The organism is Micromonospora antibiotica (assembly GCF_017599305.1).
GTDB classification, from domain to species: Bacteria; Actinomycetota; Actinomycetes; order Mycobacteriales; family Micromonosporaceae; genus Micromonospora; species Micromonospora antibiotica.
Window position 1 is genome coordinate 16387 of record NZ_JAGFWR010000038.1, and the last position, 21477, is coordinate 37863.

Below are 21477 nucleotides of genomic sequence, written 5' to 3' on the forward strand. Positions count from 1 at the left end.
CAGTGAAGACTCGCCTGGGTGCCGCGCTGTTCGGCATCGGCGTGCTGTCGCTCGTGGTCGCCGCGGGCACCGCGTACTACGTGGCGCCGTCGGTGACGAAGCTGCCGTACGACCTGACGTTCTGCAACGCGGACGGCAAGCCGGACGGTTGCCTGCGGGCGAGCGTCGCGATCGCCGAGAACGCCACCTACATGCAGGTGCTCAACGGGAAGCCGACGATCCAGACCGGTCAGCTCAAGGCCACCACCGAGGTGGTGCCGCAGGCGGCGACGACCGAGAAGGAGATGACCGGTGACCTGCGGGGCGAGGCGGTCGTCTGGGACGTCTACGGCACCGTCGTACGCACCGACAACGGCTCGGACGTCAGTAAGTACGCGGCCGAGTTCGCCCTGGACCGGGTGAGCGCCGCCGCCCGGGACTGGGACAAGCAGTACCTGGACACCGACGGTCCGGGCGGCACCGACGACTCGGTGACCTTCGCCGGGCAGACCTACAAGTTCCCGTTCCGTGCCGAGCGCAGGGACCACACCTTCTTCGACCGGGACCTGCGCAAGGGGCTGCCGATCGCCTTCGACGGCACCGAGCAGATCAACGGCACCGAGGCGTACCGGTACGTGCAGCAGATCCCGGAGACCGACCTGGTCACCCCGGCGGGCTCGCTGACCGCGCTGGCCGGTGCGCTGGCCCCGGGCGCGACCACCGGAAAGGTCACCTACAGCAACACCCGGACGATCTGGATCGAGCCGGTCAGCGGCAACTTCGTCAAGGTACGCGAGCAGCAGCGCAAGAACTTCGTGCCCAACCAGGGCAGCCCGGTGACCCTGCTGGACGCGGACTTCGTCTATGACGAGGCCACCATCGCCAACAGCGTGAAGTCGGCCGGCGTGACCCGGGACAAGCTCCAGCTGATCGGTCGTACCCTGCCGATCGGGCTGGCCGCCCTGGGTGCCGTTCTGCTGCTGCTGGGGCTCTGGCTGATGGTGTCCGGGCGGCGCGCGCCGGTGGCCGAGGCGCGGCGTCGGCCGGACGGGGCCCCGACCGGGGGGTCGGTGCGGGACGCGTCGACCCGGGTCGAGCAGCCGGCTGCGGTGCGCCAGGGTGGCCCGCTCAGCGACGAGATCCCACCCGCGTCGACGAACTGGCGGGCCGAGGACGAGGTCGGCAAGCACTGAGCTGATCACCGGTCGGCGGGCGGGTCGGGTTTCCGGCCCGCCCGCCGGGTCTCGCCGACTCCGACACGCTGACCGCCCGACCGGCGCTGGCGTCGAGCCGCTCCTGAGCCTTACTCCACCCCCACGGTGCGTCGGGGGCGGGTCCTCGCCCGCCCCCGACCATCCGTCTCACCCGCTGGGCGTCCCCACCTGGCCGGCGGCGCGGTTCGACGCCGGCCAGCGCCCGGTGCGCGCACTTCAGACGCCGGCCAGCGCCCGGTGTGCGCAGTTCAGAGGCGGGCCAGCGCCCGGCGCAGCGGATCGAGCCCGAGCGCGCCCAGGTCGAGCGCCTGCCGGTGGAACTCCTTGAGGTCGAAGTCGGCACCCTTGCGGGCCTTCGCGTCCTCCCGGGCCTGGAGCCAGATCCGCTCGCCCACCTTGTACGACGGTGCCTGCCCCGGCCAGCCCAGGTAGCGGTTCAGCTCGAAGCGGAGGTTCTCCTCCGGCACCCGGCAGTGCGAACGCATGAACTCCCAGCCCAGCTCCGGCGTCCACCGCTCGCCCGGGTGGAATCCGAACGGGTTGTCCCGGGGGATCTCCAGCTCCAGGTGCATCCCGATGTCGATGATCACCCGGGCCGCCCGGAACGCCTGCCCGTCGAGCATGCCGAGCTTGTCGCCCGGGTCTTCCAGGTAGCCCAGCTCGTCCATCAGCCGCTCCGAGTAGAGCGCCCAGCCCTCGCCGTGGCCGGAGACCCAGCACAGCAGCCGCTGCCAGCGGTTGAGCAGCTCCGCCCGGACGGCGGTCTGCGCGACCTGGAGGTGGTGCCCGGGAACACCCTCGTGGTAGACCGTGGTCACCTCGCGCCAGGTGGAGAAGTCGGTGACGCCCTGCGGCACCGCCCACCACATCCGCCCCGGGCGGGAGAAGTCCTCGCTCGGCCCGGTGTAGTAGATCGCCCCGTCGCTGGTCGGGGCGAGGCAGCACTCGATCCGACGGACCTGCTCGGGGATGTCGAAGTGGGTGCCGTGCAGCTCACCGATCGCCTTGTCGGCCAGCGCCTGCATCCAGTCCCGGAACGCCTCCTTGCCCTGGATGGTCCGGGCCGGGTCGGCGTCCAGCACGGCCACCGCCTCGTCGATGGTCGCGCCCGGGCCGGCGATCCGGCCGGACACCGTCCGCATCTCGGCCTCCAACCGGGCCAGCTCCGCGAAACCCCAGGCGTACGTCTCGTCCAGGTCGACCTTCGCGCCGAGGAAGTACTGCGAGGCCAGCTCGTAGCGTTCCCGGCCGGCGGCCTGCTTGTCCCGCCCGCGCGGGACCAGCTCGGTGCGCAGGAACTGGCCGAACTCGACGGTGGCCGCGGTTGCCGCCGCAGCGCCCCGGCGCAGCTCGGCACCGAGCGTGCCGTCGGCGTCCAGCCGCTGCACCAGCCCGTGGAAGAAGTTGTCGCCGTGCGGGTCGGTCCAGATGTCGCACTGCTTGGCCACCTCGGTCAGCTGCACCTTGGAGCTGACCCGCCCGGCGGCGGCGGCCTCACGCAGCGTGGTCTTGTAACCCTCCAACGTGGCGGCGAAGCGGTTGAGCCGCGCGGCGACGGCGGCCCGGCCCTGCTCACCCTCGGTGGGCATCAGGTCGAAGACCATCCGGATCTCGTGCAGGCCACTGGCGATGACGTTCACCTCGCTGGTGATCTCACCCGCGTCGTGCCGGGCCAGCTCCAGCCCCAGGCGCTCCTGCATCGCCTCCTTGGCGGTCCGTTCCGCCTCGGACTCCGGCTCGGTCACGTCCAGGTCGGCGAGGGTGCGCCGGGTCAGCTCGGCCCGTGCCTCGTAGCCTGCGGGCGAGAGGTCGTCGAGTTGGTCGTCATAGCCGGCGATGCCGACATAGGTGGCACCGGTCGGGCTCAGTGGCGCCCAGTCAGCCACGTACCGGTTCGCGAGGTCATCGATTCGTCCCACGCTGCGACCCTACGTGACCAGCGGGTCCGGTTGTCGAGCGCGTTTGCCGGACCCGGCTGTCGGGTTGCGGCGAGCGCCGGTCAGGGGCGGGGCAGCAGGCGGGCCGGAGCGAAGTCGATCGGGAAGGGCAACCGGGTACGCAGCCGCTGGTGGCCGACCGCCCGGCCGACGACCGGGTAGCCGCCGTCGTCCCGGCGGAGCAGGGTCGCGGTCATCCGGTGGGGCCGCCGGTCCAGCTCCACCCGGAGAAACCAGGGCACCCCGGCGGCCGCGCACCGGCGTAACCGGTCGACCGGGTCGCGTCGGGTGCCGCGCCGGACGAACTCCACCGCCATCGTGCACAGGGTCGCCGGCACCCAGCGTTCCTGCTCGTCGCCGGCCGGCAGGGTGTGCAGGACGGTGACGTCCGGCTGGATCCAGCACGACGCGGTGAAGGTCAGGTTGACCCGGCCGAGCACGTGCCGCCCCGTCGCCTCGGCCGCCGGGACGAAGGCGCTGGCCAGGGTGGCCGTGGCGACACTCTCGACGGCCGGCGGGAACGGGGTCACCACCAGCCGGCCGTCGACGCACTCGTGCCGGGTGCCGGCCAGCGCGCCGACCGGCAGGTGCCGCTCCGCCCGCCGTACGGTCCAACCACCGGCCAGCTGCGGCACCGGTCCCGTACTGCCCGTCGACGATCTCAACCACGCCACCTCCGGTCGATCAACGAGGCGGGGCCGTCGGGGTTCCTGGCGCGGCCCGGCGGGCTCGCGGTGGGGTGCCGGGTCAGGCGCGGCTACGGGCCCAGTCGAGCAGGTGGTCCGCCGGCCAGGTGTTGACCACCCGGTCGGCGGGTACGCCGCACAACGCCGCCCGTTCGCAGCCGTACCGCTGCCAGTCGAGCTGCCCGGGGGCGTGCGCGTCGGTGTCGATGGCGAACCGGCAGCCGGCCTCCAGGGCGCGGCGGATCAGCCGCTTCGGTGGGTCCTGCCGCTCCGGCCGGGAGTTGATCTCCACGGCCACGTCGTGTTCGGCGCAGGCGGCGAAGACCGCGTCCGCGTCGAAGTCGCTCTCGGCGCGGGTCCGCGCCCGATGCCCCTTGTCACCCGGCCCGGTCACCCCGGCGGGCCGGGACGACACCATCCGCCCGGTGCAGTGGCCGAGGATGTCCAGGTGCGGGTTGGCGATCGCGGTGAGCATCCGGCGGGTCATCCGGGCCCGCTCGTCGCGTAGCCCGCTGTGCACCGAGCCGACCACCACGTCGAGCCGGGCCAGCAGCTCCTCGTCCTGGTCGAGGGTGCCGTCGGCGAGGATGTCCACCTCGATCCCGGTGAGGATGCGGAACCCCTCGGGCAGCGCCGCGTTGACCGCCGCCACGTGGTCGAGTTGCCGGCGCAGCCGGTCGGCGGTGAGGCCCCGGGCCACCGTGAGCCGGGGCGAGTGGTCGGTCAGCACCACGTACTCGTGGCCGAGTTCGACGGCGGCGAGCGCCATCTCCTCGATCGGTGACCCGCCGTCGGACCAGTCCGAGTGGGTGTGGCAGTCGCCGCGCAGCGCGGCCCGCAACGCACCGGCCGCCTCGTCGAGGTCGACGCCCTCGGTGGCGACCAGCCGGCGCAGGTAGACCGGTTCCTCGCCGGCCAACGACTCGGTGACGCAGCGGGCGGTGACGTCGCCGACCCCGGGCAGGTCGGTGAGGGTTCCGGCCCGGTTCCGCTCGGCCAACTCCGCCGCCGGCAGCGCGGCCAGGGCGGTCGCCGCGCTGCGGAACGCGCGTACCCGGTAGGTGGCCTCGTTGGCCCGTTCCAGTAGGAACGCGATCCGACGCAGGTCGGTGACGGGGTCTCTGGCGCTCATGGATGGCAACCTACGCGCCCGCGCCGCCGGTCGGGGGACGACCGGCGGCGCGGGGTGTGGACAACGGGACCGGATCAGGAGTACGGCAGCTTCACCACCGACTGGTTGCCGGTGCCGAGGGTGGACGGGTTGACGCCGATCGCCGACCACACCTCCACCTTGACCGTGCCGCCGGCGAGGTTGCCCAGCGTGCCGGTGGCCGAGTGCAGGCCGGCGTTCTGCGTGTAGTGCTCGTAGCCGGGCACCGGGTCGGTGGCGAAGTACCGGTAGGTCTCCACCCGGTCGAAGGTGCCGTCCCCGGTCAGGTCGTAGGAGACCCGGGCCTGCACCCCGTTGCCGACCGACTGGCCGGCGTCGAGGAACAGGTCGAACCCGGTCTGGCCCCCGGTGTAGGCGAGGTTGAGCCGGGTCGCGGTGAACACCACCGGGTTGCTGGGGGTGCCGTCGTGGTTGGCGCCCCCGCTGCCGGCGATGGTGGTCGTCGCCGCGTTGCCGGCGGAGCCGAGCCCGCCACCGGGCAGCAGGAACCGGGTCGGCGAGCCGGGCGGCGGGGTGGTCGGCGGCGGGGTCGGGCTGGTCGGGGTCGGCGACGGCCCGGTCGGGGTGGGCGTCGGGGTGGGCGACGTCGTCGGGGAGGTGGTCGGCGTCGGGCTCGGGTTGGTGCCGCCGGCCGCGTTGCCACCACTCCAGGTGTACGCCCCGGTGGTGGCGGTCTTCCCGGCGGCCACGGTGAGACTGGTCCCGTCGGAGAACCGTACGGTCAGCGGTGCGGCGGTGATGTTGCTGGCCACATAGGTGCGTGCGCCGTTGCGGCTGAACACGGCGGCCAGCGGGTGGCTGGCGGTGACCGTGGTGTCGACCTGGCCGAGCGCGGCGAGGTTGCGGATCCAGTGGAAGGTGTGTGCCCGGCTCTCGCCCTCCTCCGGGGTGTAGCCGGGGTTGGCGCGCAGCTTGGCCAGTGCCGCGTCCGGGTCACCGAGGGCGAGGAACTGCCAGTGGATGTCCTGCCACACGGTGGGTTCGCCGCCGTTGTTGCGGACCAGTTCGGCGTAGTTGGTCCGGTTGTAGGCCGGCCGGTAGCCGAGGTAGAGGTGCCCGCCGGTGACGGGGAGCATGTTGATGCCCTGGATCATCTCCGGTTCGGCGCTGAACCAGGTCGCGTACGCCCCGCCGTCGCCCCAGACCATGCCGACGGTGGAGTGCCCGAACGCGGCCGGGTAGTTCTCGTCGTCGACGTCGAACCAGTACTCCTGGATGGCGGCGGCCTGGGTGGTGTAGATGAACACGCCCGCGTCCCGGACGGCCGTGTTGCCGGTGGCCTGCCCCCACTGGATGAGGGCGTTGGCGAAGTTCATCCCCTCGGACGAGGACTCCTGGTTGTTGCCGGCGTTGAACGAGCCGTGCCCGGCGGCCCAGTCGTGCCCGGCGTAGATGTCGAAGTCCCGCAGGTAGGGGAAACGGGTGTCGGAGCGCTGGTAGTTGTTGGCGTCCCGGATGAGCAGGTCGACCATGCCGCCGTACTGGTTCTGGGTGGCCCACGTCGGGTCGTACTTGGCGAGCGTCGCCGCCGCCGCGATGAAGTACCCGTAGTGGAAGTGGTGGTCGTTGAGTTCCTGGTCGGACCCGTACGACGCCGGGTAGCCGATCAGGGTGCCCCAGTTGCGGTCGTAGTAGAAGACCTTGGCGGTCTTGCCCGGGGTGGCGGTGAACCAGTCGGTCAGGGTGCTGCGGATGGCGGCCAGCGCCGCGTTGCGGGTCTCGGTGTCGCCGACCTGGTCGGCGATCTCGGCGATCCGGGCGGCCCGGCCGAGGCCCTTGCCGGTCCAGTAGGTGTCGCCGCCGCGCTGGTCCATCGGGTTGCCCCGGACGGCGGCGAGCTGCTCCTTGAGCTGGGCCAGGTCGGTGCCGGAGCCGGTGGCCACGGCGGGCACCTCGGGCAGGACGCCGTGGAACGTCATCGTGGTGCGGAAGGAGGCCACCCCGGTCAGCACCTTCATCCGGCCGCGCGCCGACGGGTAGGTCTGGGTGAGCGGGGTGCTGCCGGTGAGCGCCTTCCACTGGTGCGGGTAGAGGCTGACCACGGTCTGGGTGGCGGTGCCCTCCCGGGCGGTGGTGGTGAACGAGTACGTGGTGTTCACCGCGCTGGTCGCCGGGTCGTAGGTGTAGCCGACCCGGGTGCCGGTGACGTGCGCGTGGGCGTACCGGCCGTAGCTGGTGGCGAGGGTGGCGCGGGCGGTGGCGTCGGCGGTGGGCGGCAGCAGGGCGATCGAGAAGTAACCCTTGCCGGCCAGGGTGGAGCTGATCCGTCCGTTGGCGACGGTCCAGGTCGCTCCGGTCGGGGCGTACCCGACGTAGTCGTGGCCCCGGACGGTGAAGCCGATGGTGGCGCCGCTGTTGGACCAGACGGTGGCCGCGCCGCCGGTCGGGTTGATCTGGGCGTCGCCGCCGCTGGCCTGGAAGTAGGCGAACGGCAGCCCGTGGCCGATGGTGGCGCGCAGGGTCCGCGACCCGTCACTCCAGTACGGGGTGACCGTCCAGTCGGACCAGTCGTCGACCTTGACCACCGGTGCGCCGAGCGCGGCCACGCCGACCCGGATGTCCTCGGTGTAGGTGTACTTGAACTCGCCCACCCCGGTCGCGGTGCCGCTGACGGTGGCGGTCGACGGAGCCGAGAAGCCGAGCCCGTCGCTGAACGGTTGGTAGGACACCGGGTGGGCGTGCAGCGGTTCGCTGTAGGAGCAGTTCGTCTTCTTCCACAGCAGCGACGACCACCAGTCGTTGGTGGGCACCGGCCCGGCGGGGGCGTTGGCGGTGGCGAACTGGCGGGGGTTGGTGGACAGGGTGCCGCAGCCGGTGGGCAGCGGGCCGACCGGGTCGGTGGTGTAGCTGCCGGCGCCGACGGTGGCGGCCTCGGCGGGGGTGCCGGCGGTGGTGAGGGTGAGGCCGCCGACGAGGACGGTCAGCGCGGTGGTGGCGGCGAGCACCCAGGGGGCGCGGCGCCGGGGGACGGGAGGTGTCATCGTGCCTCCTCCGCGCGGGGTCGCCGGAACGACCACCTGCACGCGGTACGTCGGAATTCGGGAGGTTAGTGATTCGAGAGAGCGCTCTCTCACCTCGGGACGTTAACCGACGAGTAATACCCACGTCAATGCGTACGACCGATGACGCGACCGTCGACGCTGGTCAGCCCGCCCCGGACGAGCCACGCGGCGCGCGGGGGCAACCGTGCTCACGTTCCCACGCGGTCACCGCCGCCACCGGCGACCGGTTGCCCTTGCCCCGCCAGGAGTCCAGGTACTTCGCCGGCCACACCACACCCCGGCGGATCCACCAGTCGTCGTGCCCGGTGCACTTCGGCGACAACCCGAAGTGCAGGTGACAGACGTTGTTCGCGTTCCCCGTCCGGCCCACCTCACCGAGCTGCCGGCCGGCGGACACCCGGACCCCCGCCTCGATCCCCGCGCTGATCCTGCTCAGGTGCGACCCGTAGTACCGCACCCCGTCGTCGCCCAGCAACGACACCGACAGGCCACCGTTGTACGGCCCCAACGGCCCCTTCTTGTCGAACCGGTCCACCCGGCTCACCTCCAGGACCGTCCCGTCGGTCACCGCCACCACCGGCTCACCGCAGTCGGCGAAGATGTCGGTGCCCGGGTAACCCGAGTGCGTCGGGTGGTAGGCGACGTTGCCCGCACGTACCGGAAAGACCCGGCGCAGGGCCGCCGGGTCCGGCGTGGCCGACGGAGACGCGGACGGGCCGGCGGTGCCCGAGGGGGCACCGGCCGGACCCGTCGGGGTCGCCGGCTGGTCGCCCGTCGCCACCGCCGTCGGAGCGTCCCAGACCGGGGGTGCGGCCGGCTGGTCCGTCCCGCACCCGGCCAGCACCGCCACCATGACCAGCAGCACGGGGTACGCCGGACGGGTGCGACGTCGGTCGGGCCGCAGCAGGGACATTCGGACATCCTGACAGACGGCTACCGTGGAGGTCGCACCGCCAGCAGCACCCGGCCGACAGGGTGGCCACCCGTCGGCTCCCCGACGCGGGCGGCCGGCCCGTTACGGCCGGCAGCCCCGGGGCCGGATGCTGCGGGATCCGTCCCGGCCGCCAGGGGGAGCGCAGTGACGACGAACCACCAGCCCGGCCCCGTCGGGGGTCACGTCCCGTACGCCGCCTCGGGTCTGTTTCCCTCCGGGCCGCCCCGACGACCGACCTGGCGGGAACCGCACCCGGTCACCGGCGCCGCCGTGGCCTCGGGCGGCGCGCTGGCCGCCGCCTGGCTGGTGCTCTTCGGCCTGCTCGGCCGGGACGTCGCCAGCTACGCCTGGTGGACGGTGATCGCCGGTGCGCTCGCCTGGCTCGCCGCGCTGGCCCTGGTCCGCTACGGCGACCGGGGTGTCGGCACCGGCGTCGCGATCGTCACCGCAGGCGGCTGGAGCATCGCCTTCGGGATCGTCGTGGTGCGGTGGGCGACGAGCGCGGACTGGCCGATGTGGTGACTCTGCGTCGTTGCGCGGCTTCGTTTGCCGCACCATCTTGACGTACCCGCTGTGACTGAGGACGCTCTTCGGTATGGCCTGGAACACCCCGCGGCTCGACACCGAGCGGAGCCGCCGCCGCCTCCAGATTCTCGCCGAGCTGGCGGGAGCCCGCGCGGTACGCCAGCGGGAACGGCCGCAGCGGGAACGCACCGAGCGGCTACGCCAACTCATCGCCACCCGTCGCCGCGTCGCCGGCTGACGAACTTTTCCCGGATCGGCCCGCCCTTCGGGGCGTTGACCGGCCGGCTGCCGACCCGACCGGTTAACGTGCACGCGTAACGGTCGGCTGTGCCGAGGTCTTTTTTGGGGGAACCATGTCGTACTTCGCTGCTGCCGTGGTGCGCGAAGAGGGCGGCTGGAACGCCGCCGAGGTGAACCTGCGGGGTGCCACCGACATCGACGAGGTCGCCGACCGGCTGCGCGACGTCGAACCGGACGCCGACGTGTCGCTGCTCTTCGTCGAGGCCGACGACGCGTACCTGGTGCTGCTGCGCCTCGACGAGGGGGAGGACCTGCGGGTCTTCGGCTCCGACTCGGCGTACGCGGAGGAGTCCCGCCTCGGCGCGTTGCTCGTCGGCGACCTCAAGACCTCGGTCACCGGCCTCGACGACGTCGACGAACCGCCGTCGGCCACCACCAGCGGCGACGAGGAGAGCGAACAACCGGTCGTGGACCCCGAAGCGGACCCGGTCGGTGACGCCGACATCCTCGCCGACCTGGGCATCTCCGCCCAACGTCTGCTCAAGCTCTGCGCCCACGAGGGCATGCTCCCCGCCGACGTGACCGCCGAGGTCTGCCAGGTACTCGGCTGCGCCGACGAGGTCGAGGAGCTGCGTGAGGTCTGACCGACCCGCGCAGCCACCCGACGCCGACGATCCGGCGTCGCTGATCGACCCCGGTCCCGCCGGCCACCGGCAGCGGCACGAGCGGTGGATGCGCCGCGCGCTGGAGATCGCCACCACCGGCCCGGCACCCCTTCCCGCCAGCAGCTCCGGCGGGCCCGATCCTGGTGCGCTTGGTGCGCTTGGTGCGCTTGGTGCGCCTGGTGGGCCCGGTGCCGGGGAGTCGGCCGGGGTGGACGTGCCGGTGGGGGCGGTGGTCTACGGCCCGGACGGCACCGAGCTGGCCGTCGGCCGCAACGAACGGGAGCTGACCGGCGACCCGACCGCGCACGCCGAGGTGCTGGCGTTGCGCCGGGCCGCCGCACGGTTGGGCCGGTGGCGGCTCGACGACTGCACGCTGGTGGTCACCCTGGAGCCGTGCACGATGTGCGCGGGCGCACTGGTGCTGGCCCGGATCTCGACCGTCGTCTTCGGCGCCTGGGAGCCCAAGACCGGTGCCGCCGGGTCGCTGTGGGACGTCCTGCGCGACCGCCGCCTCAACCACCGCCCCGAGGTCTACTCCGGCGTCCTGGCCGCCGAGAACGCCGCCGTCCTGCGCGCCTTCTTCCGCTGACCCCGTGTCGGGTTGGGCCGACGGGGCCGACGTCGCGGTGTCCGCGCCCTGACGACACCGCGACATCGGCCCTCTGGCGAGCCGTCATCCCGGGGCCCGGGGGATCGTCGGTCAGGAGGCGACGGCGGTGTCCAGGGCGATCTCGACCATCTGGCCGAAGGTCTGCTCGCGCTCCTGCGCGGTGGTCTTCGCGCCGGTCTTGATGTGGTCGCTGACCGTCAGCAGGGTCAGGGCGCGGGCCTTGAACCGGGCGGCGATCGTGTAGAGGGCGGCCGACTCCATCTCCACCGCCAGCACGCCGTAGTCGGCGAGGGTGTCGTACAGGTCCGGCCGGTCGGTGTAGAAGGCGTCGGCGGCGAGGATCGGCCCGACGTGCATGGTGATGCCGCGCCGCTCGGCCACCTCGACCGAGGTACGCAGCAGCCCGAAGTCGGCGACCGGGGCGTAGTCGATCAACCCGTCGAAGCGCATCCGGTTCATGTTCGAGTCCGTCGACGACCCGATCGCCGCGATCACGTCCCGCAGTTGCAGGTCCTCGGTGAGCGCACCGCAGGAGCCGACCCGGATCAGGGTCTTCGCGCCGTACTCGTTGATCAGCTCGTGGGCGTAGATGGAGGCGGACGGCATCCCCATGCCGGACCCCTGGACGGAGACCTCGACGCCGTTCCACCGCCCGGTGAAGCCCAACATGCCCCGCACCGTCGAGTAGCACGTGGCGTCCTCGAGGTAGGTCTCCGCGATCCACTTGGCCCGCAGCGGGTCGCCCGGCATCAGGACCCGCTCGGCGATCTCGCCCGGCTTCGCGCCGATGTGCGTACTCATGGCAAAGATCCTGCCAGGCCGGCCGGAGCGATACCGGTGCGGCATCCGAACCCGGGTTCCTGTACCCTCGTCGGCGGTGGCGTGTCCGAGTGGCCTAAGGAGCACGCCTCGAAAGCGTGTGAGGGTTTACGCCCTCCGCGGGTTCAAATCCCGCCGCCACCGCTCGTGAACAGCGAGAACGCCCGGTGCGATCCGTGAGGATCGCACCGGGCGTTCCGCGTTTGCCGGGCCGGGCCGGCCCCTGGTCGGGGCTGGCCCGCGACCGGGTCAGGAGGTGCCGGCGTTCCGGTGGCTCAGCCGGTAGGTGGCGGTGTTGCCGTCGGTGTCCAGCAGCACGGTGACCGGGCCGGGAGGCAGCGCGCAGGTGACGGTGCCCTGGGCGGCGCGGTCCGTCCCGCACGTCGACCGGCCCGTCCCGTCAAAGACGGTCAGCCTGGCCCGGCCTGTGCCGGCGGTGCGCGCCCAGGTGAGGGTCTGCCGGGCGGCGTGCTGGTCGGCCGGGACGGTGAAGCAGGCCGCGAGGCGGTCCGGGCCGGTGGTCACGGTGGTGTCCGTGGTGTCCCGGGGCAGCGTCGGGCAGGCCGGCGCGTCGGTCCGGGCGAAGCCCACCGTGTACGCCAGCTGCGTCACGAAGGTGTGCCCGGTGAGCAGCGCCGAGTGCGGTGCCGGGCCGTCCAGTACGCAGCCGTGCCAGGTGTACCACCAGAGGCTGCACTCCGCCTCGCCGTCCGCGTCCACGATGTCGACGTTCAGCGCGGCGTCGACAGGCAGCAGCGTGGCGATCGACGCCCCGGACGGGGTGGGCAGGACCAGGCAGTCGATCTGGCCGGAGGTGTCGATCCGGCCTCGGTGCGGCGCGTCGGCCCAGCCGGCGTCGGAGACGGGTGTGCACCCGGTCGGCCGCAGCGGCAGCAGGGACACCGCGAACTCGGTGGTGCTGGTGGCGTCTCTGCTGGCCAGCAGGGTGTGCGGGCCGGCGGGCAGCGGGCAGCGGACCTGGGCGCAGACCGTTCGGCCGGCGGTGTCGAGGACCCGGGCGAACGCGGTCACGTTGTTGCTGTCCAGGGCGGTCACCCGGTAGACCCCGGCGGCCGGGACGTCCAGGATCCGGCACGCCACCGGGGCCGGGGCGCCGGTGGGTGCCGTGCCGTAGCTGCCGGGCCGGACCGTGGGGCAGCCCACCGGGTCGGAGATCCGCCTGATGGCCAGCGGGTACGTCTCGGGGGTGTTCCCGGTCCACTCCCGGTACGAGATCACCCGGTAGTCGCCGTCGGCCGGGAGCACGCAGCCGACCTGGTCGGAAGGCTCAGTGCAGATCCGTTCGCCGCCGCTGTCCATCGTCCAGCGTGCGCCGGACACGATGACCCGTTCACCTGCCCGGCCGGTGAAGGGATGGCAGTTGGTCTGTACCCGGGCGACCTGGTGTACCTGGAGGGCCGGTTGGTCCCAGGGGGCGTAGCCGGTGTTCGGCGCGCATCCGTCGGCCCGGTCGAGCGGGTTCAGCGCCACCTCGTACCGGTGGGGCCGGTCGGCGTAGAGGGGACTGCTGACCAGCAGGGTGTACCGGCCGGCGGCCGGCACGGTGCAGACCGGGATGCCCTCCCGGGCGCAGACCTGAGCGCCCGTGGCATCCAGCACCTGCCAGTCGAAGCTGGTGGCGTCGAGGCTGACGGCGCGGACGAGCAGCGGCCGGGCCGCGTCGGTGCCGAAGGTGTGGCAGGTCGTCTCGCCGGCCGGGGTGACGCCACTGTTCACGGCGCTGCCCGGGTCGCCGTACGGGGCGAGCGGCAGGCTCTGGCAGCCCGCTGGGTCGGACAGCCGCCGGGCCGTGACCAGGTGGGTGCCCTCCTTGCCGTACTGCTCCCAGCTCAGCAGCCGGTAGGGGCCCGGCTGTTCGAGCCGGCAGTCACCGCCGCCGTAGCTCAACTCGCAGAGCGTTCCGAACTGCCCGTCGAGGATCAGCCCCCGGATGTCGCGCGGACCGCCCGGGTCGGCGAACCGCAGCAGCGCGCCGCGCGGCTGGTCGAACAGGTGACACCGGGCCGCCGCTCCGGCCGGCAACGTCACCGTGCTTCCGGGCGACCCGAAGTCGAACAGGTCCGCCGGCAACTGCCCGCAGCTCGACGGGGTACGCGTCGACTCGGCCGCGATCGTGTAGTCGCCCCGCCCGGTCGAGTACGGCAACCGCAGGGTGATCCGGTACGCCCCGGCGGCACCGACCACGCAGCGGTTCGCGTCCACGCCGAGCCGGCACAGCTCGCGACCGGTGGCATCGGTGACCCGGCCGCCGACGAAGTCCGGCCCGGAGCCCCGCCCGAGCTGGATCAGCAGCAGGTCGTCGTCGGCGGTGGTGGTGACGGTCCAGACGTCCTGCGCCTGGTCGACGATCGCGGTGCAGGTGACGACCCTGCCGAGGGGCAGACCGCCGCCGCAGCGGGAGCGGGGCGGCTTGGCCGGCCGGACAATGGTGGTGGACCGGGTACGTGGCTGTCCGGTGCTCAGCCCGGCGGCCTGCGTACCGGGGGCCGGGGTCGTCGCCAGGTGCGGCGGGATCTGCTCCGCTGCGGGAAACGGCACGTCCCGGGCCGGTGTGTTCCGGCCGGATCCGGCGGCCAGCGTCTCCCGGCCCGTGGGGGCCGGCGACGGAAGGTCCGATGTGGCGGGTGCCGGCGGGTGGGTCGCCCCGCTGTCTGACGTACCGACCGCCGCAGCCGGGATCGGTGCCCCGTCACCTGCGGCGATCGGGCCGACGGCCAGGGCCGGGACGAGCAGGGCGGCCAGCGCGAGGCGTGGCAGTGACTTCCCGGCCCGGATCACCGGGCGGGACAGGACGGTACGTGACATCGGTCCCCCGTGTGCTGCCGACGCCGACCGCGTGGCCAGGAGATGTTCTCATCGGGGCCGGTCGCGGACAATCCACGTCGCGGTCGGAGTTCAGCAGGGGCTGTGACCCTCGTCGAAGAGGCGGCGGGCCCAGTCGGCGTACCCGGCGATGATCTCCCGGACGGCCGTGCCGTCGTGCAGGAAGAGGTAGCCCCGGTCGCCGTCGCGGGCCAGCAGCCCGTCGAAGCGGTACGTCCGTGGTGGCGAGTGCAGCCGGACGGACGACGGGTAGCGGCTCAACACCTCGGCGACGGGAGTGCCGACGGTGATCCCCTCCGGGGTGCTCATCGGGTCGTCGAGCCAGAGCAGCACCAGCCGGTCGTCGACGAAGATCGGGCTGGCCGTGCCGTGCCCGGCCAGCGTCATGCCGCAGGCGTCGGCGTCGGCGCGCAGCACCCCGCGTCGGGTCAGCTCGGTCTCGCTGGCACCGAACTCGGCCCCGGCCAGGCCGTGCAGCCCGACCACCTGGCTCGCGCCCATCGGCCGGGCCGGAATGTCGGGCCCCGACGGATGGGTGCCGCTGCCCGACGCCGAGGCAGCCACCAGTAACACCGCAAGCACGGCAAATTGTCGCAATTTCATGGAATCCCCCAGTCCCCAACGGGACCGGGGCGTTCAGGTTGCTGGTCAGCCGGGAATTGCTGCTCTTCCCATTCCTCGGCCAGCTCGTCCCAGTAGTCGGCGGTCAGCCCGCGCCGGCCGTGCGCCAACCAGCCGGCGGTGTGCCGTTCCAGGTGCAGGCCCAGCTCGGCGAACGGGTCGAGCCACCGGCCGGGCTCCACACCGAGCCGGGCCAGCGCCGCGTTGATCGGCCACTCCCCGCGCGGCAGTGTGAAGGTCGAGTCGAAGCGGGGACCCCAGCTCAACCGGCCACCGAGCCACACCGCCGACGCCTGCCGACCGAGTCCCCCGGCGAACTCCGCCTCCAGGTAGGCCACCGGCCCCCGCCGCGACCAGCGGTCCAACAGCCCACCCAGAGCCGGCGAGATCACCAGCTCGAACGGCTGCTCGGCGGTGGGTTCCTCAGGGTGGAAATCCGGCAGTGCACCGGTCAGCTCCTCGACCAACTGCGGGGTCACCGGCAGCAGCGCGAAATCCTGCCGCAGCGCCGCCAGCACCGCGTGATCCAGGTCGGCGGTCTGCTCCCGCAGCAGCTCGACATCCGCGACGACCGCGCTGAGCTCGTAACTCATCCGATCCCCCCGCCGTCCACACCCTGTGGATAGCACATGTGTACGACGGATCCGGGGCCGCCGCGAGTGCCCGCACCGTACCGGGGTTCGCGGTGGGAGGCATGCCGGTGTTGCTGCTGCCCTGCCCGACGGGCCGGGCGGCTACTCGTCGTCTTCCGCAGGTGGGCGGGGCGGGCGGTGGTGGCGTGCCCACTCGTCCACCTCGTCCGCGTCCCAGACCGTGGTGCCGATCAGGCGGGCGAGTGGTTCGGGGAAGCCGGGTCGGCGGGTGATCTGTAGGACCCGTTGCCGCGACACGTTGAACAGGGCGGCCAGTTCGCCCGGTCCGTACAAGCGCGGTCGCTTCACCGTTCGACCGTAAGGGACACGCACCGCTCAGACCCCTCTGGCGTCCCGCGCATACGTCGTCAGTCGTGTTCGGCGGCGATCTCCCACAGCAGGCCGACGAGCAGTTCCGGGTGGGAGAGCATCGGATGGTGCCCGGTCGTTAGCTCCACCGTCCGCCCCGCCCGAGCCGCCTGGGCGCGCTGCACCTCCGGCGGGGTGGCCCGGTCCCCGGCGCACACCACCGCCGTCGACGGGGTCGACCGCCAGCCCGCGTACCGGGCCGGGGTGGTGAGCACGGCGGCGTCCTGCCGGACCAGCCGGGCCATGGCGCCCTCCACCGCCGCCGGGTCACAGTCGTGCAGGAACAGCGGCGGGACCAGCTCGGGCCGGGCCGCGAACGTGCCGTCGGGGAAGAACTCCAGGTGGGGCGCGGGTCCGGCGGGCCCGAGATCGGCCAGGAACTCACCCACGTCGGGCAGGAACGAACTGACGTAGACGAGGTGCCGGACGTCCCCGGCGTCGGCCGCCGCAGTGGCGACCACCCCACCGTAGGAATGGGCGACGACGATCGCCGGCCCGGCGTCGCGCAGCACCCGACGGGTTTCCTCGACGTCGTCGTCCAGCCTCGCCGGTCGGCTTGCGTCCGGCAGTTCGCCGCAGCTCGGTAGGCGTACCGCGACGCTCGCCGTCCCGCCGGCCGCGAGCAGCGCGTCGACCCGGGACCACCACCACGCCCCGTCGCGTACGCACGCCCCGTGCACGAAGACGATCCGCATCGCTGCCTCCTCACCGGGCGGCCCGCTTACCGGCCCACCTGCGGCGACCCTAGAGAGCCGGGCGGGGTGCGGTACACCCGTTCTGCCACGGGCATAGCGCGGCGGGATCGGGCGCTGGCAGCGAGCGCTCGGCCGGGCATCGGAGGAAACGACGAAGGGTCGGCTCCCGATCGGGGCCGACCCTCGCGTTGGTGCTGCTCAGAAGAGCGGAGGATACGAGATTCGAACTCGTGAGGGTTTTATCCCAACACGCTTTCCAAGCGTGCGCCCTAGGCCTCTAGGCGAATCCTCCGCGAGCCAGGATACAGGTCTCCGCCGGCCGGGCCACCCCACCACCCCCCGAAGATCCACGAGGGGTCGGGTAGGGTGGGCGTTACCTCCCGTGCGGCGGTATCTCGTGAACCTCCCCAGGGCCGGAAGGCAGCAAGGATAAGCGAGCTCTGCCGGGTGCACGGGAGGCCTTTTTGTCTCCGCCCACCGGTACCGTACCTGCGGGTCGGGTCCCGGGGTGGTGGGTGGTCACCCGCGCCCGACCGGCGCAGAATGGCTCGGTCGAGAGGAGGCGGGGCGAGTGACGCTGGCGCTCTACCGCAAGTACCGGCCGCGCACCTTCGCCGAGGTCATCGGCCAGGAGCACGTCACCGAGCCGTTGTCGCAGGCGCTGCGCAGCGGGCGGCTCAACCACGCCTACCTGTTCTCCGGTCCCCGGGGCTGCGGCAAGACCTCCAGCGCCCGGATCCTGGCCCGTTCGCTCAACTGCGAGCAGGGTCCGACCCCGGAGCCGTGTGGGCAGTGTGCGTCGTGCCGGTCGCTGGCCGTCGACGGCTCCGGCTCGATCGACGTCATCGAGATCGACGCGGCCAGCCACGGTGGTGTCGACGACGCCCGCGAGCTGCGGGAGAAGGCGTTCTTCGCGCCGGCCCAGAGCCGCTTCAAGATCTATGTCATCGACGAGGCGCACATGGTCTCGTCGGCCGGCTTCAACGCCCTGCTCAAGCTGGTCGAGGAGCCCCCGGAGTACGTCAAGTTCATCTTCGCCACGACCGAGCCGGAGAAGGTCCTCGGCACGATCAAGTCGCGGACCCACCACTATCCGTTCCGGCTGATCCCGCCGAAGGTGCTCCGGCCGTACCTGGAGCAGCTCACCCAGGCCGAGGGCGTCACGGTCGACCCGGCGGTCTTCCCGCTGGTGGTGCGCGCCGGTGGTGGCAGCGCCCGGGACAGCCTCTCCGTGCTCGACCAGCTCATCGCGGGCGCCGGCCCGGAGGGGGTCACCTATCCCCGGGCCGCCGCGCTGCTCGGCGTCACCGACGCCGCGTTGATCGACGAGATGTGCGACGCGTTGGCCGCCGGGGACGGCGCGGCCGCGTACGCCACCGTCGACCGGGTGGCCGAGGCCGGCCACGATTCGCGCCGGTTCGCCTCCGACCTGCTCGAACGGCTGCGCGACCTGATCGTGCTCCAGCAGGTGCCGGACGCCGCCGGCAAGGGCCTGATCGACGGCCCGGCCGACCAGATCGAGCGGATGGCCGCCCAGGCCCAGCGGCTCGGCCCGGCGACCCTGTCCCGGTGCGCCGACATCGTGCACAACGGTCTGGTCGACATGCGCGGCACCACCGCGCCCCGGCTGCTGCTGGAGCTGATCTGCGCCCGGATGCTGCTCCCCGGCGTCGACGACGCCACCGGCGCCCTTCTCCAGCGCCTCGAACGGATGGAGCGCCGGCTCACCCTGGGTGGCGGGGAGCTGCCGCCGGCCCCCGCCGGCTCCGCACCCCCCACCCCCCCTCCTGCGGTACGCCAGGAGCCTCCCGCCCCGGGCGCGGCTGCCGCCGCGTCCGACCCGCAGACCGCCGGCCCGGCGGCTGCCGATGCGCTGTCCGGGGCAGCTGCCGCCCGCGCCGCTGCCGCGTCGGCCGCTTCCCGGCCCAGCGGGCCCACCCCGCCCACCCCCACCGGCCCGCCTCGGGACGACTCCGTCCCCACTGTCGGCGGGCCCGCGACTGACGGCTCCACCCCGACGGCCGGTGGCCCGGGCGTCGGTGACCCCGACCCGGCGGCCCGTCGGGTGCCGCCCTCGGCCGTCATGCCCGACCCGGCCACCCCCGAGCCGCCGCGTCCGGGTGCTGCGACACCTGGTGCCCTCGACGCCGTCGCGGTACGCCGGGTGTGGCCGGACGTGGTCGGTAAGGTCGGCCGGAAGAGCAAGAAGGTGGCCGCCTGGGCGCGGGAGGCGACCGTCCGGGAGGTCGACGGGCAGTCCCTCCTGCTCACGTTCCGGTACCCGTTCCACGCCCAGGCTCTCTCCGCCGAGCCGGACCTCCTCCTCGAAGCGCTGTACGAGGAGTTCGGCGGTCGGTGGCAGATCCGCTGCGAGGTGGCCGGTGAACGGGGTGGCGCGTCGTCCGGCGCTCCGTCCCGCCCTGCTGCCGCCCCGCCCCGACCGGCACCCGCCCCACCCACCGCACCGGCCGGGCCGGTCAGCGGGGCTTCGTCCAGCCCGTCCAGCGGCACCCTGGCCGGCCCGTCCGGCGGCACCCTGGCCGGCCCGTCCGGCGGCAACCCGGCCGGCCCGTCCGGCGGCAACCCGGCCGGGTCCACCGGCTCGTCCGGCCCCACCGCACCGGGCGGTTCGCCTGGTAACACCGCCCGAAACGGTGCGGCTGGCGGCGGTGCGGCACGGTCACCGGGTGGGCCGCCCGACCAGGTGGGCAGGGCGGGCAGCGCAGCCACCCCGGCCGACGCGGTCGGTGGGGGCGACGACGAGGGCTGGCCCGAACCGGCCCGCCCCGGCGGGTCCGCCAGCGCCGCATCCGACGAGTGGCCCGAACCGGCCCGCCCCGGTGGGGCGACGGCGACCGCGACGGCAGCCGCCCCGGCGGTGCCCGCTGCGCCCGCCGTACCCAGACCGGCCGGTCCGCCGCCGACACCGCCGCCGGCGACGGCCGGGGCCACCGGTGCGCCGGTGAGCAGCGCGATCGCGGCGGCGCGGGCGGCTGCGGCGGGTAAGGGACCTCGGGCCGCCCCGGCGGGACGCAGGACCGCCGACGCGGAGTGGGCGGGCGAGCCGCCGTACGACCCGGACTACGACGGTCCGGTCCGTGCCGGTGGGGCACCGGCGGGCGCGACCCGGGCCACTCCCGCCTACGAGGGGTTCGACCCGGGTGACGAACCGCTGGACGAGGTGATCGACGAGCGGACCGCCCGGCAGTCGAGTGAGGAGCAGGCGGTGCAGTTGCTCCGTGAGGCGTTCGGTGCCGAGAAGATCGACGAGGTGGACGCGCGCTGACGCGCCGTTCCCCGGACCGGACCACCGGTCGCCCCCGACTAGGCTGGGCGCGGCCGAGCAGACGAGTGCGAGAAGGAGCCATCCGTGCGCCCAGGTGGACAGCCGAACATGCAGCAGATGCTGAAGCAGGCGCAGAAGATGCAGCAGCAGATCGCCAAAGCACAGGCCGAGTTGGCCGAGGCCGAGGTGACCGGCACCGCCGGTGGTGGGCTGGTCACCGCGACCGTCTCCGGCTCCGGTGAGGTCAAGGGCATCAGGATCGACCCGAAGGCGGTCGACCCGGAGGACGTCGAGACCCTGGAGGACCTGGTCGTCGCGGCCCTGCACAACGCCGCCGAGGCGGCCAAGGAGCTGACCGACCAGAAGATGGGTCCGGTGGCCGGCGGCATGGGCGGCCTCGGCCTGCCCGGATTCTGACCCGCCGATGTACGAGGGTGCCATCCAGGACCTGATCGACGAGTTGGGGCGGCTGCCGGGCGTCGGCCCGAAGAGCGCCCAGCGGATCGCGTTCCACGTCCTGTCGGCGGACCCGGCCGACGTCACCCGGCTGGCCGGGGCGTTGCGCAAGGTCAAGGACCTGGTCCGGTTCTGCACCACCTGCTTCAACGTCGCCGAGTCGGAGCAGTGCCGCATCTGCCGCGACCCGCGCCGCACCGACGAGGTGATCTGCGTGGTCGAGGAACCGAAGGACGTGGTGGCGATCGAGCGGACCGGTGAGTTCCGGGGCCGCTACCACGTGCTCGGCGGGGCGATCAATCCGCTGGAGGGGATCGGCCCGGACAACCTGCGGATCCGTGAGCTGATGACCCGGCTCAGCGCGGGGACGATCCGTGAGCTGATCCTCGCCACCGACCCGAACACCGAGGGTGAGGCGACCGCGACGTACCTGGCGCTGATGGTCAAGCCGATGGGGATCGCGGTCACCCGCCTCGCCAGCGGCCTGCCGGTCGGCGGCGACCTGGAGTACGCCGACGAGATCACCCTGGGCCGGGCCTTCGAGGGCCGCCGCGCGGTCTGACGCCCGGTCTCCGGTGCCGAGGCGGTTCGTGGTCCCCAGGGCAGGCACCACGGCGACACGGTGGACATGCCGATGGCCGGCACCCCGGGCGGGGTGCCGGCCATCGTTGTCGTGCGGGTTTGCTGCGGGTCAGCTGTTCCAGTGGTGGGCGACGAGGTCGGCGGCCTGGGTTTCCCACTGGGCGTAGTGGTCGGGGTAGGCGGAGACCTGGACGGTCTGGGCGGCCTTGG

General features: G+C 73.1%; 19 protein-coding genes, 2 tRNA genes, 1 other RNA gene and 1 pseudogene. 11 read left to right on the top strand and 12 right to left on the bottom strand.

Translation table 11 applies throughout. The features are described 5' to 3' along the window. Positions 1-2 precede the first annotated feature (2 nt). The gene (pgfA, locus tag JQN83_RS31585; protein ID WP_208570810.1) at positions 3-1172 is read left to right on the top strand and encodes a cell envelope lipid trafficking protein PgfA; all 1170 of its coding nucleotides are present in this window, start codon (positions 3-5) and stop codon (positions 1170-1172) included. A gap of 269 nt (positions 1173-1441) precedes the next feature. On the opposite strand, the gene JQN83_RS31590 is transcribed toward pgfA, so the two are convergent. Together JQN83_RS31590 and JQN83_RS31595 are read right to left on the bottom strand one after the other, a co-directional pair. Beyond that, positions 1442-3112 carry a DUF885 domain-containing protein gene (locus tag JQN83_RS31590; protein ID WP_208570811.1) on the bottom strand — a complete coding sequence of 557 codons (1671 nt, stop codon included), beginning with the start codon at positions 3110-3112 and terminating at the stop codon, positions 1442-1444. A gap of 80 nt (positions 3113-3192) precedes the next feature. Next, positions 3193-3804, bottom strand: a complete 612-nt coding sequence (locus tag JQN83_RS31595; RefSeq protein ID WP_443674028.1) for a Uma2 family endonuclease — start codon at positions 3802-3804, stop codon at positions 3193-3195. On the opposite strand from JQN83_RS31595, the pseudogene JQN83_RS34470 reads away from it, so the two are divergent. Beyond that, a pseudogene (locus JQN83_RS34470) lies at positions 3750-3995 on the top strand (hypothetical protein); the annotation flags it as partial. The gene JQN83_RS31595 and the pseudogene JQN83_RS34470 sit on opposite strands and share 55 nt — an antisense overlap. On the opposite strand, the gene JQN83_RS31600 reads toward JQN83_RS34470, so the two are convergent. From JQN83_RS31600 to JQN83_RS31610, 3 genes are all read right to left on the bottom strand, one after another. Beyond that, positions 3878-4948 carry a PHP domain-containing protein gene (locus JQN83_RS31600; RefSeq protein WP_208570813.1) on the bottom strand — a complete coding sequence of 357 codons (1071 nt, stop codon included), beginning with the start codon at positions 4946-4948 and terminating at the stop codon, positions 3878-3880. The pseudogene JQN83_RS34470 and the gene JQN83_RS31600 sit on opposite strands and share 118 nt — an antisense overlap. Before the next feature lie 74 nt (positions 4949-5022). Further along, complete coding sequence (locus JQN83_RS31605; RefSeq protein WP_208570814.1) at positions 5023-7968, bottom strand: glycosyl hydrolase; 2946 nt, start codon at positions 7966-7968, stop codon at positions 5023-5025. 163 nt (positions 7969-8131) lie between these two features. Continuing rightward, positions 8132-8902: a M23 family metallopeptidase gene (locus JQN83_RS31610; RefSeq protein ID WP_208570815.1), complete on the bottom strand. Its 771-nt coding sequence runs from the start codon at positions 8900-8902 to the stop codon at positions 8132-8134. Between the two features lie 165 nt (positions 8903-9067). On the opposite strand from JQN83_RS31610, the gene JQN83_RS31615 reads away from it, so the two are divergent. The 4 genes from JQN83_RS31615 (at position 9068) to JQN83_RS31630 (ending at position 10942) form a co-directional block, all read left to right on the top strand. Continuing rightward, a complete protein-coding gene (locus tag JQN83_RS31615; RefSeq protein WP_208570816.1) occupies positions 9068-9445 on the top strand; it encodes a hypothetical protein in 378 nt (125 codons plus the stop codon). 73 nt (positions 9446-9518) lie between these two features. Then, the gene (locus tag JQN83_RS31620) at positions 9519-9686 is read left to right on the top strand and encodes a hypothetical protein (RefSeq protein WP_208570817.1); all 168 of its coding nucleotides are present in this window, start codon (positions 9519-9521) and stop codon (positions 9684-9686) included. Between the two features lie 115 nt (positions 9687-9801). Then, on the top strand, positions 9802-10332 hold the full coding sequence (locus tag JQN83_RS31625) for a tRNA adenosine deaminase-associated protein (RefSeq protein ID WP_208570818.1): 531 nt from the start codon (positions 9802-9804) through the stop codon (positions 10330-10332). 88 nt (positions 10333-10420) lie between these two features. Further along, complete coding sequence (locus JQN83_RS31630) at positions 10421-10942, top strand: nucleoside deaminase (RefSeq protein ID WP_208570827.1); 522 nt, start codon at positions 10421-10423, stop codon at positions 10940-10942. Between the two features lie 111 nt (positions 10943-11053). Here the strand turns inward: JQN83_RS31630 and deoD are convergent, their stop codons facing one another. Continuing rightward, positions 11054-11764: a purine-nucleoside phosphorylase gene (gene deoD / locus JQN83_RS31635; RefSeq protein WP_208570819.1), complete on the bottom strand. Its 711-nt coding sequence runs from the start codon at positions 11762-11764 to the stop codon at positions 11054-11056. A gap of 75 nt (positions 11765-11839) precedes the next feature. Between deoD and JQN83_RS31640 the strand changes: the two genes are divergently transcribed. Further along, positions 11840-11926: transfer RNA gene (locus tag JQN83_RS31640), tRNA-Ser, on the top strand. Between the two features lie 105 nt (positions 11927-12031). Here the strand turns inward: JQN83_RS31640 and JQN83_RS31645 are convergent. The 6 genes from JQN83_RS31645 to JQN83_RS31670 all read right to left on the bottom strand — a co-directional run bounded on the left by JQN83_RS31645 (position 12032) and on the right by JQN83_RS31670 (position 17235). Next, entirely contained in the window at positions 12032-14608 is a 2577-nt protein-coding gene (locus JQN83_RS31645) for a hypothetical protein (protein ID WP_208570820.1), read from the bottom strand. Positions 14609-14698: 90 nt separating this feature from the next. After that, complete coding sequence (locus tag JQN83_RS31650; protein ID WP_372444192.1) at positions 14699-15193, bottom strand: hypothetical protein; 495 nt, start codon at positions 15191-15193, stop codon at positions 14699-14701. 32 nt (positions 15194-15225) lie between these two features. Further along, positions 15226-15840 (bottom strand): hypothetical protein, encoded by a 615-nt coding sequence (locus tag JQN83_RS31655; RefSeq protein ID WP_208570822.1) that lies wholly within the window; start codon positions 15838-15840, stop codon positions 15226-15228. 141 nt (positions 15841-15981) lie between these two features. Further along, positions 15982-16188 (bottom strand): helix-turn-helix transcriptional regulator, encoded by a 207-nt coding sequence (locus tag JQN83_RS31660; protein WP_088646531.1) that lies wholly within the window; start codon positions 16186-16188, stop codon positions 15982-15984. Between the two features lie 59 nt (positions 16189-16247). Then, complete coding sequence (locus JQN83_RS31665; protein WP_208570823.1) at positions 16248-16943, bottom strand: alpha/beta hydrolase; 696 nt, start codon at positions 16941-16943, stop codon at positions 16248-16250. 207 nt (positions 16944-17150) lie between these two features. Further along, positions 17151-17235, bottom strand: a tRNA-Ser gene (locus tag JQN83_RS31670). Between the two features lie 82 nt (positions 17236-17317). Here JQN83_RS31670 and ffs point away from each other — a divergent pair. The 4 genes from ffs to recR all read left to right on the top strand — a co-directional run bounded on the left by ffs (position 17318) and on the right by recR (position 21247). Further along, positions 17318-17407: signal recognition particle sRNA small type (gene ffs / locus JQN83_RS31675), an RNA gene on the top strand. Between the two features lie 107 nt (positions 17408-17514). Then, the gene (locus tag JQN83_RS31680; protein WP_208570824.1) at positions 17515-20229 is read left to right on the top strand and encodes a DNA polymerase III subunit gamma and tau; all 2715 of its coding nucleotides are present in this window, start codon (positions 17515-17517) and stop codon (positions 20227-20229) included. A gap of 108 nt (positions 20230-20337) precedes the next feature. Next, positions 20338-20646: a YbaB/EbfC family nucleoid-associated protein gene (locus JQN83_RS31685; protein ID WP_244253610.1), complete on the top strand. Its 309-nt coding sequence runs from the start codon at positions 20338-20340 to the stop codon at positions 20644-20646. Positions 20647-20653: 7 nt separating this feature from the next. Further along, positions 20654-21247: a recombination mediator RecR gene (gene recR / locus JQN83_RS31690; RefSeq protein WP_208570826.1), complete on the top strand. Its 594-nt coding sequence runs from the start codon at positions 20654-20656 to the stop codon at positions 21245-21247. Positions 21248-21477: the final 230 nt, after the last annotated feature.

Coding starts and splice junctions, on each gene's coding strand:
- JQN83_RS31625 (WP_208570818.1), top strand. CDS start 9,802: ATGTCGTACTTCGCTGCTGCCGTGGTGCGCGAAGAGGGCGGCTGGAAC.
- JQN83_RS31655 (WP_208570822.1), bottom strand. CDS start 15,840: ATGAGTTACGAGCTCAGCGCGGTCGTCGCGGATGTCGAGCTGCTGCGG.
- JQN83_RS31610 (WP_208570815.1), bottom strand. CDS start 8,902: ATGTCCCTGCTGCGGCCCGACCGACGTCGCACCCGTCCGGCGTACCCC.
- JQN83_RS31630 (WP_208570827.1), top strand. CDS start 10,421: ATGCGCCGCGCGCTGGAGATCGCCACCACCGGCCCGGCACCCCTTCCC.
- JQN83_RS31620 (WP_208570817.1), top strand. CDS start 9,519: ATGGCCTGGAACACCCCGCGGCTCGACACCGAGCGGAGCCGCCGCCGC.
- JQN83_RS31605 (WP_208570814.1), bottom strand. CDS start 7,968: ATGACACCTCCCGTCCCCCGGCGCCGCGCCCCCTGGGTGCTCGCCGCC.
- JQN83_RS31685 (WP_244253610.1), top strand. CDS start 20,338: ATGCAGCAGATGCTGAAGCAGGCGCAGAAGATGCAGCAGCAGATCGCC.
- deoD (WP_208570819.1), bottom strand. CDS start 11,764: ATGAGTACGCACATCGGCGCGAAGCCGGGCGAGATCGCCGAGCGGGTC.
- JQN83_RS31665 (WP_208570823.1), bottom strand. CDS start 16,943: ATGCGGATCGTCTTCGTGCACGGGGCGTGCGTACGCGACGGGGCGTGG.
- recR (WP_208570826.1), top strand. CDS start 20,654: ATGTACGAGGGTGCCATCCAGGACCTGATCGACGAGTTGGGGCGGCTG.
- JQN83_RS31600 (WP_208570813.1), bottom strand. CDS start 4,948: ATGAGCGCCAGAGACCCCGTCACCGACCTGCGTCGGATCGCGTTCCTA.
- JQN83_RS31645 (WP_208570820.1), bottom strand. CDS start 14,608: ATGTCACGTACCGTCCTGTCCCGCCCGGTGATCCGGGCCGGGAAGTCA.